A 10759-nucleotide genomic window follows, 5' to 3' on the forward strand; every position below is an offset into this window, starting at 1 on the left:
ACTTCCCGGGTATCGGGCCGGAGATCACCGGGCGGCAGGCGGTGGTGGAGATGTCGGAAACCGAAGGGCTGCGGCCGGGTTGGCACGACACCGACCATGGCATCTATGTCTACGGACCGACTCCCGGCCGTTTTCTGACCGTCGAACTCGACGGACCGCCCGTCGATCGTGACGCGCCGATCACGGCCGCCGAGCTGGAGGCGAGCCTGCGCCGGGTCGCCGGGGTACCCGTGCGGGTCTCGGCGGTGCATTCGGCGACCCGGTTCACCGACAACACCCGTCAGGTGCCGGACTATCGCAAGGGCCGCGTGCTGCTCGCCGGCGATGCGGCGCACGTGCATTCGCCGTTCGGCGGACAGGGCCTGAATCTGGGAATCGGCGATGCCGTCTGTCTCGGCTGGAAGCTGGCCGCGGTCGTCGACGGCCGGATGGACGAGCGGCTCCTGGACACCTACACCGCCGAGCGGTATCCGATCGGCGCCTGGGTGCTGGAATGGACTCGCGCGCAGGTCGCGCTCATGCGGCTGGATCGGCGCAGTAAGGCACTGCGGGCGGTGATGTCCGAACTGCTGTCCACCGGCGACGGCGCGACCACCGTGTTCAAACGGATCTCCGGCGTCCTGCACCGTTACCACCTGGGCGGCGACCACGAACTGGTCGGCACCATCGTTCCCGATCGCGACCTCTCCGACGGGACTCGCGTGGCCGAACACTTCACCTCCGGCCAGGGCGTGCTGTTCGACTTCGCCGACTCCGCGGAGCTGCGCGCCGCGGCGGCGCCGTGGCAGGACCGGGTACGGATCGTCACGGCGAAGCCGCTGAACGCCTCGGACGGGACCGGTGCCGGCGAGGCGGCCGGGGTGCTCGTCCGTCCGGACGGATATGTCGCGTGGGCAGCCACCGAGGGTGTCGAGGGTGTGACGACGGCGCTGACTCGCTGGTTCGGTCGGTGAGCGCGATTCCCGCCGACCTTACCGAACGTGTTATATGTAACTTCGCGTAGCGGGCAGATGCGCTGCCTGCCTACCACCGAATGGCTATCGTTCGTCGAGGTGCCGGTGTGTACCGGCGTGCTGCGGGAATCGCGGCCGGGAGTGGAAGGGAACAGCCCGTGGTCGCGATCGTTGCGGATCTGCCGCGCGCGGCGCGCAATATCTGGGCGGTGTCGTTCGGCGACGGAATCGAGCCCTACCGGCCGGCGCCGTCCACACCGATCAGCGAGCAGCCGCACAATCGACTGCTGCGCTACGATCGTGACGAACCCGGTGCCGGGAATCCGGTGCTGCTGGTACCACCACTCGCGGTCACGCCGGCCTGCTTCGACCTGCGGGACGGCCAGAGCCTCGTGCGCTATCTGCTCGCCATCGGCAAGCAGCCGTATGTGGTCGACTACGGCGATTTCGATTATGGCGACCGGGATCTCGGCCTCGAGCACTGGACCCACGGCATCGTGCCGGACGCGGTGCGCCGCGTCGCCGCCGAACACGGACGACCCGTGGACGTGATCGGCTGGTCGCTGGGTGGTGCGCTCGCGATGATCGCCGCGGCGGCCCATGCGGATCTGCCGATCGCGTCGGTCACCGGCCTGGCCACACCGTTCGACCAGCGCCGCACCCCGTTCCTGGTGCCGGTCCGGATGGCGGGGAAGCTGACCGGTGGACGCGGCGTCGCCCTGGCGACGAAATTGCTCGGCGGGGCGCCGCGCGAGCTGGTCCGGCTCGGCTTCCGGTTACAGGCCTTCGATCGCGAGCTGACCCGTCCGCTGTTCATCGCCCGGCATGCCGCCGACACCGAGGCGCTGGCCCGCATGGAAGCGGTCGACCGCTTCATGGCGACCATGCCCGGCTATCCCGGACGTTCGCTGTGGCAGATCTATCGCAGTCTGGTGTTGCGAAACGAATTGGCGGACGGTGTGATTCGACTGCGCTCGGATCTCGTCGTGGATCTGTCGAAACTGACCTGCCGGGTGCTGCTGATCGGCAGCCGCACCGACATGCTGGTGCCCGCCGGTTCCACCCGCCGCGGTGTGGAACTGCTCACCGGCGCCGCCGAGGTGCGGTTCGTGGAGGTGTCCGGCGGACATCTGGGCCTGATGGTGGGTCCCGACGCGGCCGGCTCGACCTGGCCCGCGATCGGCGATTTTCTCGGCGACCCTTCGGCCGGCTCGGCCGATTCCGATCAGATCAAACCGAGTTCGCGCGCCCGTGCGATGGCCTCGGCCCGGGATCCGCTACCCAGTTTGTGATAGATGCCGCGTAAGTGGGTTTTGACGGTATTGATCGAAACACCCATGCCCTCGGCGATATTCAGCGTCGTCATCCCGGACGGCAGCTGGCGCAACACCGACATCTCGGTTTCGGTCAGTCCAGGGTTGTGCGCCGCGCCGCGAGCCGACGGATGGGACCGGATCAGATCGACCAGCCGGTCGTGGTGACCGAAACGGCCGACCGAACCGTCCAGTAACGCAACGATTCCCGGCACCTCCAGGAACGGTCGCACGATCCGGTCGTCGGCGGCGTGATTCAGCGCCTGCGCCAGCGCCTCGTAGGCCTTGACCGGACGGTCGAGATGGTCGGATGCGGAGGCGTACAAGAGCCAGCCGGTGACGGCGGTGAGCGCGGGCAGTCCCTCGGTCCGGCGCAGCAATGGCTGCAGCAGTTCGAGTGTCGTCGACGAGGTCTGCGCGTACTCCGACAGGCAGGCCTGCGCCAGCACGACATCGGGTGTGTGGCCCAGCACCGCGATCGCTCGCTCGACCAGAGTCTGTGCGCCGACGCGGGATTGGATCCGCAGCAGTGCCGACACCGTGTGCAGGACCAGATTGCCCGCGGAGCGCGGCGGTGTCGGCTCGGCGAGCATGTCGAGCAGTTGCATCCGCAGCGTATCGGCGGCCAGGAAACGATCTGTGGCGGAATCGAATTCGATCAGCCGGAGCAACGCCAGCGCCTGCCGGTCGGCGGTCGGCGCGGGAGAGAGGCCGCTCGTCGTGGCGGGCGGGAGCTGCCCGTGGGCCTCGATCGGATCGCCCTGCAGGTAATGCGCGTAGGCGATCATCGCTTGGGCATGCGTCATCGCGGAATGTGTTCGCAGTCCGTACTTCTCGGCGAGTTCCACGGCGTGTTCGGCCCGCTTGCACATCACCGTGAGATAGCCGCCGATACCGCCGCACAGTGCCAACCGCGTCGCCGCCGGCACGACGAAGCGGCCCAGTCCGGCGTGTTCGGCCAGCGCGAGCGCCTGCCACAGTCCCGATTCGGCGCGCGCCACATCGCCGCGATGCAGATGCGCGTTGGCCACCTGCGCGACGATGTAGCAGTCCAGTTCGGCCTGACCGGTCGGCGTGGGCGTCGCCGGCTCGGGCGCAGCGGGTTCGGCGCCCGTCAACACCGCGACATCCGCGACCACCGCGGTGCGCAGGGCGATCAGCCAGGACGCGGGTACCAGGGCGGAGGCCGAACAGGGTTCTGCTTCGAGTCGATCCAGATATGCCGTGCACGCCGCCACGTCCCCCCGGCTCACGGCTTCGGCGATGCGCAGCAGCTGGACGAATTGATCGTCGGCGAGTTCGCCGACGTCGTCGAGCCGGGCGAAGAAGGACGGCCCGTCCCCGCCGAACACCAACCTCGGGCCGTGTTCGCGGATGAACCGCGACAGCTGCGGGTGCCCCGGTACGGCGAGCACATGATGCAGTGCCGCGGAGGGCATCCGGGCATCGATGAACCATGCCGAACAGCTGCGGTGAAGGCGTGGCAGCCGGTTCGCAAGCGTGCGCGCGGCCTCGGCGAGCAGGTAGGCCCGCAGCATCGGGTGATAGCTGTGCCACAGTTCGCCGTAGCGTGCCACGCACGTGATCGGCAGGTTGTTGCGCAGCAGATATTCCAGTGTGGCCGGGGCGGATTCGCCGACCAGTTCGGTGGCCAGCGCGACACTGAACTCCTCGGGTACCGCGGTGGCGAGCAGGAAGTGCAGCGCGTCGTCGGGCAGCGCGCCCAGTAGCTCGCCGACGAGGAAGTCGCTGATGGCGTGGGGCGCGCGGGCCAATGCCGCCAACGCGGTCGGCCGGTCCTGCGGATTCGCGGCCAGGTAGATCGCGGCGATCCGTACGAGTGCGGCCCAGCCGCAGGTCAGCCGTTGGATCCCGGCGATATCGGCAGCGCTCAGGTGGAGGTTGTGCTGGCCGAGCAGGGCCGCGGTGCGTTCGTCGTCGAGCGCGAGTTCGCGCGCGGTCAGACGGGTGAGCCGGCCACTCAGCTCGAGCCCGTGCCATCGCAGCGGCGGATCGAACCGGCCGGTGACGATCGTCGTGAGGGTCGGCGGTGCGTTTTCGACGACATACTCCAGCCCCGCCAGGGCCAAGGGGTCGGTGAGCAGGTGGGCGTCGTCGAGGACGAGCACCGTCGGTTCGGCTCGCTCGGTCAGCCGGTCCACCAGTGTCGCCGGTTCGGCGAGCGGACCGGTGGGGTCCCGGTCCGGTGATCCGACGGGGAGGTCGAGCACTCCGGCGATCGCACGCCACAGATCGGCCGATTCGCCGCGGCGGCCGGTGAAGGTCAGCCAGCCCACCCGGCAGTCGGAATGCCGGGTCGCCAGTCGCGTCACCCAGTCGGCGGCCAGGACGGTCTTGCCGGTACCCGCGGGGGCGCAGATCAATACGGCCTGTCCGGCGCCGGTCGTCGCCGCCTCGTCGATGCGGGCGTGAGCGGCGGGAAGCGACAGCGGTACGAAGGAGAGTTCCGGCACGCCGAGTTGGAGGCCACTGCGGATGGTGGCAATGGTTGAGCTATCGGATAGCGATCGCGTTGTTCTGGGCGAAGCGTTCAAAGCGCCTCCCGGAGCTGTGCCTTCGCCGAAGGCAATGTCGGTGAAGCCTGCTTTCTCCAAACTGAAACGTACACTAATCATTTGCTGAAATCGGGCAAAATGTTCGTTCCATCATGATTTCGAATTGGACTCGGGCCGTCGAATTCGGCCGTGGCGCGGGACCTACCGGGCCGGTCGGAGCCGTAGTGTCGGTCGGAGAATCGACAGTCCGGTCAGTGGCGGCGAGGTAATTCCGATGCAATTGCGACGAGATCGGCCCGCGCGGGCCGAACGAGCGGCTCCGCCACCCGCTTCCGGGGGAACATGGCCGCTTCCGCGCGGACTGATCGTGATGCTGTCCGTCGCCGGCGCGGTGGTGGCAGTCCTGGGGATGAGGGCGTTCGCCGGTGTGCTCGGTCCCACCTTCCTGGCGCTGATGCTGACCATGGCCGTTCAGCCGGTGCAGACCTGGGTACAGCGGCGCGGCTGGCGCCCGTGGATCGGGATGGTGGCGGCGCTGATCCTGGTCGTACTGATCCTGCTCGTCCTGCTCGGCGCGCTGGTGCTCTCGATCGCGCAATTGGCATCCGAACTGCCGAAATACTCCGACAAACTCGATGACATGCTCAACGGCGTGCGGGATACGCTCGCCGATCTGGGGGTGGACACCGAGCAGATCCACAACGCGCTCAACGGTCTGGATGTGGGCAAGGTCGTCGATGTCCTGTCCGTCGCGCTGAGCAATGCGCTCGGAATCTTCTCCAATCTGTTCTTCGTGCTGGCATTGCTGCTGTTCATGGCGATCGACGGCATGATGATCGATCGGAAACTGGCGGTGGTCGCCAAGGCTCGACCCGAAATCGCGTATGCGCTGGGCGTATTCGCCAGCGGCACCCGGAAGTACCTGGTGGTTTCCACGGTGTTCGGCTTGATCGTCGCTATCTTCGACGGCGGTGCGCTGTGGCTGATGGGCGTGCCGCTTCCGCTTTTGTGGGCGCTGCTGTCGTTCATCACCAACTACATTCCGAATATCGGTTTCGTCATCGGCTTGATTCCGCCGGCGCTGCTGGCGCTGCTCGACAGCGGGCCGATGCTGATGGTGTGGGTGATCGTCGTCTACTCGGTGATCAATTTCGTCATCCAGTCGATCATCCAGCCGAAATTCGTCGGGGATGCGGTCGGCCTCAGCGTGACCGTGACGTTCCTGTCGCTGGTCTTCTGGTCGTGGGTCCTGGGGGCGCTCGGTGCGCTGCTGGCGATTCCGCTGACCCTGTTGATGAAGGCGCTGCTGCTCGATATCGATCCGACCACCCGGTGGGTCGGCGTGCTGATCCAGGACCGGGCGCCCGATCCGGACGAGGCACCGTAGCCGGCGGCGACCTCAGCCGGCGGAGTCGGGCAGTTGTGCCATTCCCAGCAGTGTCAGTCCGAGCGAATCGATCCGCGCGAGCACACCCCGCATGGCGGTGGCGTCGGAGAGTGCGCCGAACAGCGTGGTCGTGCCCGCCGAGGAATGCTCGCTACGGCTCAACTCCGGAAATGCCGCCAGGGCCCGCTCGGACAATTCACCATCGATGACGAACTGATAGCGGATCGACAACGACCAACTCACCTCCTCGGCCGGGTTGCCTGCTCGCCTCCAGGCTCGTGCACAACCGCTGGTGGTCGCCTCATCCGCCCGGGATGAGCTCGAGATCCGGCCGCGAACCGGTCCGGCGGAACGACCGCGCCCGATACTCACCCGCCACGGGTGAAGTCACGGCGCGTCGCGATGGGCACATTCATGGGAAAGCCCCTCGGCTGGGAAGGAGTTCTGCCATGACCACAACCCCGCAGGAGCATCCGGTACGTCAGGGCATCGCCGCCGGAACCTCGATCGGCGCGGCGATCCTGCTGGTCACCGTCGGTGTGCTCTCGATTCTGGAAGGAATTTCGGCGGTCGCCAACGACAACCTGTTCGTCGTGGGGATCGACTACGTCTACCAGTTCGACACCACGACCTGGGGATGGATCCACATCGTGCTGGGGATCCTGCTGGTCATCGCCGCCCTCGGTCTGATGGCCGGCACCACGTGGGGCCGGATCGTGGCAATCACGTTGGCGGCGTTGTCGATTCTCGCGAACTTTTTGTGGCTGCCGTACTACCCGGCGTGGTCGATTCTGGTGATCGCGTTGAATGTCGTGGTGATCTGGGCGGTCGCCACCTGGCAGCCCGGCCCGGACCGCGTGTGACCGACCGGGTCGCTCGGCTGTGACGAGTCATCGGCGGGCGACCCGGCTCCGGCGGGATCCGTATCGTCGGAATTATGGCCTCCCCGGAGCTGTCGAAGCTGGTCCAGTCGGTCGTCGAGCCCTATCTACTGGAGGGACCTCGCCGCTACAACCGGGTCGAGGTCGCGGAACTGTCGGGTGTGCCGGCCGAGCTGTCCCGGCGGCTGTGGGTTTCGCTCGGCTTTCCGGCTCATGACGACGACGCCGCGGTGGAATTCACCGACGGCGATGTGAACGCGGTCCGGAACTTCCGCAGTCTCGACGCGCTGGCCGGCGCCGATGTGCGCCGGCAGCAGGCGGCCGCGCGCACCCTCGGGCAGTCGATGGCGCGATTGGCGGAATGGCAGGTCGATCTGGTCGCGGAGGAGATCGCCGACCGGATCCGGTCGATCACGGCGGGCGATCCCGGGGTGGACCAGGACAAGGTGGCCCGGGAGGCGACCGCCGAGGTGGTGTCGGCGCTGCAGCAACTGCAGGCATATGCGTGGCGGCGGCATCTCGCGGCGGCGCTGACCCGGTCCCTGGCCGGCGACGGCACCGGAGAAACGTTGCGGGAGTTGGCCGTCGGATTCGCGGATATGGTCGGCTACACCCGGCTGACCCGGCATCTGGAAGCCGATGAACTGGACGATCTGCTCGAGTCGTTCGAATCCGTCACCACGGATGCGATCACCGCGAACGGTGGCTGGACCATCAAGAACGTCGGCGACGAGGTCATGTTCGCGGCCGAATCCGCGGTGGCCGCCGGCCGGATCGCATTGGCGATCCAGGAAGCCACGACGAGTGCCGGAACCACCCCTGAACTGCGGGTCGGGCTGGCCTACGGGCAAGTGTTGCAACGGTTCGGTGATCTCTACGGCTCGGTGGTGAATACCGCGGCACGGCTGACCGGTGTCGCGCGACCGGGCACCGTCCTGGTGGACGACGGTGCGGCAACACAATTGGCGGACGAACCCGAGTTCTCGCTGCGGAATCTGCGCAGTGTGCGAGTGCGTGGAATCAACCGTCTGGGTTCGCATGTGCTGCGGCGGAACCCGGGCTGAATGCGCTGTCGCACAACGGGGGAAGCGTTCCGTGCGCCGCTCGGAAAAGTCTGGGAATTGGAAGCGGGCCTCGGCGAAGGGGGGGAGTTAGCCGAGGCCCGCGTAGGGTCGGCCCGGGGGGAGGGGCCGACGTGACTGATCCTACGCGACGATTCTCGTTTGTGTCTGCATGAGGGGCGCTAGTTTCGAAATTTTTTTCTCTGGCGTGTTGCGGGGCGGCTCGTCCGGTTTGCCGAGAGCCGGACAGCCGTCACGGTGGCGATCGCGAAATATGTTGCGACGCAGCGGAATAAACTTGTTCCACGTGAAACGATCGGCGGTGGCCGGGCCTCGTCGCCGGCGTCGAATTCGGTAGCTGTGCGGGTGTGGCACCGCCCGGTCGTGGGCGTTTTCACACCTTTGGGGCTTTACGCGAGCGACGGTAGGTAGCCGCGCGGGACGTACTCGAGTAGCGCACTACTCGCGACCTTCGAGGGCGGGCGCGGGAGTATCGAATCGGTCGCATCCCGCCGGCACCCCCGAGCACCGCCGGATCCCGGGATGCGACCACCTCCGTTTCCCGGCCGGTCGAGTCGGTGCCCGATGGGGGCTTATTCGGATGAACTTGTCGGTGGTGTGGGCAATACTGCACGGCAGTAGCAAACCTCACATCCACATCGAACGGCAGGGGAAAAGCATGCCCGACGCCATCATCGCCGAGGGTTTGGTCAAGAAATACGGTCGGCTCGTCGCCCTCGACGGGCTCGATCTCGCGGTTCCCGAGGGAACGGTGACCGCACTGCTCGGCCCCAACGGCGCCGGGAAGACCACGACCGTCCGGGTGCTGACCACGCTGCTCACACCCGATGCCGGCCGCGCCACCGTCGCCGGTATCGATGTCCTGCGCGAACCGCAGCGGTTACGCGCGCACATCGGCGCCTCCGGCCAGTACGCGGCCGTGGACGAATACCTCACCGGCTTCGAGAATCTGGAGATGGTGGGGCGGCTCTACCACCTGGGCATCCAACGCAGTAAACAGCGTGCCCGGGAACTGCTCGAACGCTTCCGGCTCAGCGATGCGGCCGATCGGCCGGTGAAGGGATACTCCGGCGGGATGCGCCGCCGCCTGGACCTGGCCGGCGCCCTGGTGGCGAATCCGCCGGTATTGTTCCTCGACGAGCCCACCACCGGCCTCGACCCGCGGGCCCGGCTGGATCTGTGGGATGTGATCGAGGAACTGGTCGCCGGCGGTACCACCCTGCTGCTGACCACGCAGTACATGGAGGAAGCGGACCGGCTGGCCGATGCGATCGCGGTGATCGACCACGGCACGGTCATCGCGCGCGGCACCGCCGACGAGCTCAAGGCCCTGGTCGGCGGTGACCGGATCGAGCTCACCGTCGAACACGCCGACGTCCTCGCCGTCGCGCAGCAGGCCTTGGCCGGGCTCGCCGTCGGCGATATCCACGTCGAACCGGGATTGCGGCGGCTCACCATCCCCGTCGACGACGGCTCACAGGCGCTGGTCGACACCATCGAGCGGCTGTCCGCGCACCGGGTGCGCATCCAGGACGTGGGCCTGCGGCGGCCCTCGCTCGACGACGTCTTCCTCACCCTGACCGGGCACGAGGCCGCCGACTCCATCGACCCGGCCGATGCCGCGCAGACCCTCGAACAAGCCACGGAAGGACACAGCAGATGATCACCGCGGCGATCGATACCCGCAGACCGACGCTGGCCGAACGCGCGGCCATCGTGGCCGGTGACAGCCTGACCATCGCCAAGCGCAACGTCATCAAGATCAAACGAGTGCCCGACGTGCTGATCTTCTCGACGCTGTCGCCGATCATGTTCGTCCTGCTGTTCGCCTACATCTTCGGATCGGCGATCAGCGTGCAGGGCACCTCGTACCGCGAATTCCTGATCGCCGGCATCTTCGCCCAGACCTCGGTCTTCGGCGCCACGTTCACCGGCACCAGCCTGGCCGAGGATATGCAGCGTGGAATCATCGACCGGTTCCGCTCGCTGCCGATGGCGCCCTCGGCGGTCCTGGTCGGGCGCACCGTGGCCGACGTCGCCATCAATGTGGTGAGCCTGGTGGTGATGTCGGTGACCGGACTGCTCGTCGGCTGGCGCATCCACGGCTCCTTCCTCGAGGCCGTGCTGGCCTATGTCCTGCTGCTGTTGTTCGCCTACGCGATTTCCTGGATCATGGCCGTGGTCGGTCTGCTGGTGCGGGCGCCGGAAGTGTTCAACAACGCCAGTTTCATGGTGATCTTCCCGCTGACCTTCATCGCCAACACTTTCGTGCCCAGCGACGTGCTGCCCACGCCGCTGCGCGTGGTCGCGGAATGGAATCCGGTCTCGGCGGTGACGCAGGCGACGCGCGATCTGTTCGGCAACACGAGTCCGGCGAATCCCACGCCTGATGTGTGGTCGCTGCAGCATCCGGTGGCGACGACATTGATCTGGGTGGTGGCGATTCTGGTGATCTTCGTGCCACTGGCACTGCGTCAGTTCAAGCGGTCCGTCAGCCGATGAGGCTCTCACCTGGCGCTACTGCGGGCGGCCCGGGGCTGTGACAGCATGGGGGCATGCAGTTGGGCAGTTCCCGGAAATCCGGTCGGTTGCGTAATCGGCTCATCGCGGCGGGCGTTGCCGCGGCC

At 67.2% G+C, this 10759-nt stretch carries 9 protein-coding genes; 7 read left to right on the forward strand and 2 right to left on the reverse strand.

Going from position 1 to position 10759, the window contains the following annotated elements; translation table 11 throughout:
• Positions 1 to 953: FAD-dependent monooxygenase (locus RJ03_RS00045; protein ID WP_036496917.1), on the forward strand; the 953-nt coding region annotated here is incomplete at its 5' end.
• Positions 954 to 1111: 158 nt separating this feature from the next.
• On the forward strand, positions 1112 to 2245 hold the full coding sequence (locus RJ03_RS00050) for an alpha/beta fold hydrolase (RefSeq protein WP_063820319.1): 1134 nt from the start codon (positions 1112 to 1114) through the stop codon (positions 2243 to 2245).
• Here RJ03_RS00050 and RJ03_RS00055 read toward each other — a convergent pair.
• A complete protein-coding gene (locus RJ03_RS00055) occupies positions 2179 to 4740 on the reverse strand; it encodes a winged helix-turn-helix domain-containing protein (protein ID WP_036496918.1) in 2562 nt (853 codons plus the stop codon). The genes RJ03_RS00050 and RJ03_RS00055 overlap by 67 nt on opposite strands.
• A 316-nt stretch (positions 4741 to 5056) precedes the next feature.
• Between RJ03_RS00055 and RJ03_RS00060 the strand changes: the two genes are divergently transcribed.
• On the forward strand, positions 5057 to 6169 hold the full coding sequence (locus RJ03_RS00060) for an AI-2E family transporter (RefSeq protein WP_036496919.1): 1113 nt from the start codon (positions 5057 to 5059) through the stop codon (positions 6167 to 6169).
• Positions 6170 to 6181: 12 nt separating this feature from the next.
• Here the strand turns inward: RJ03_RS00060 and RJ03_RS00065 are convergent, their stop codons facing one another.
• Complete coding sequence (locus RJ03_RS00065; protein WP_036496920.1) at positions 6182 to 6412, reverse strand: DUF8691 family protein; 231 nt, start codon at positions 6410 to 6412, stop codon at positions 6182 to 6184.
• A 206-nt stretch (positions 6413 to 6618) separates the two neighbouring features.
• Here RJ03_RS00065 and RJ03_RS00070 point away from each other — a divergent pair, with 206 nt between their 5' ends.
• The 4 genes from RJ03_RS00070 (at position 6619) to RJ03_RS00085 (ending at position 10634) form a co-directional block, all read left to right on the forward strand.
• Positions 6619 to 7032: a DUF7144 family membrane protein gene (locus RJ03_RS00070; RefSeq protein WP_036496921.1), complete on the forward strand. Its 414-nt coding sequence runs from the start codon at positions 6619 to 6621 to the stop codon at positions 7030 to 7032.
• Between the two features lie 74 nt (positions 7033 to 7106).
• Positions 7107 to 8114: an adenylate/guanylate cyclase domain-containing protein gene (locus RJ03_RS00075; RefSeq protein WP_036496922.1), complete on the forward strand. Its 1008-nt coding sequence runs from the start codon at positions 7107 to 7109 to the stop codon at positions 8112 to 8114.
• Between the two features lie 676 nt (positions 8115 to 8790).
• Positions 8791 to 9795, forward strand: a complete 1005-nt coding sequence (locus tag RJ03_RS00080) for a daunorubicin resistance protein DrrA family ABC transporter ATP-binding protein (protein ID WP_036496923.1) — start codon at positions 8791 to 8793, stop codon at positions 9793 to 9795.
• The gene (locus RJ03_RS00085; RefSeq protein ID WP_051024065.1) at positions 9792 to 10634 is read left to right on the forward strand and encodes an ABC transporter permease; all 843 of its coding nucleotides are present in this window, start codon (positions 9792 to 9794) and stop codon (positions 10632 to 10634) included. Before RJ03_RS00080 ends, RJ03_RS00085 begins: the two co-directional genes overlap by 4 nt.
• Positions 10635 to 10759: the final 125 nt, after the last annotated feature.

Source organism: Nocardia aobensis NBRC 100429 (assembly GCF_000308375.1).
Classification (GTDB): Bacteria; Actinomycetota; Actinomycetes; order Mycobacteriales; family Mycobacteriaceae; genus Nocardia; species Nocardia aobensis.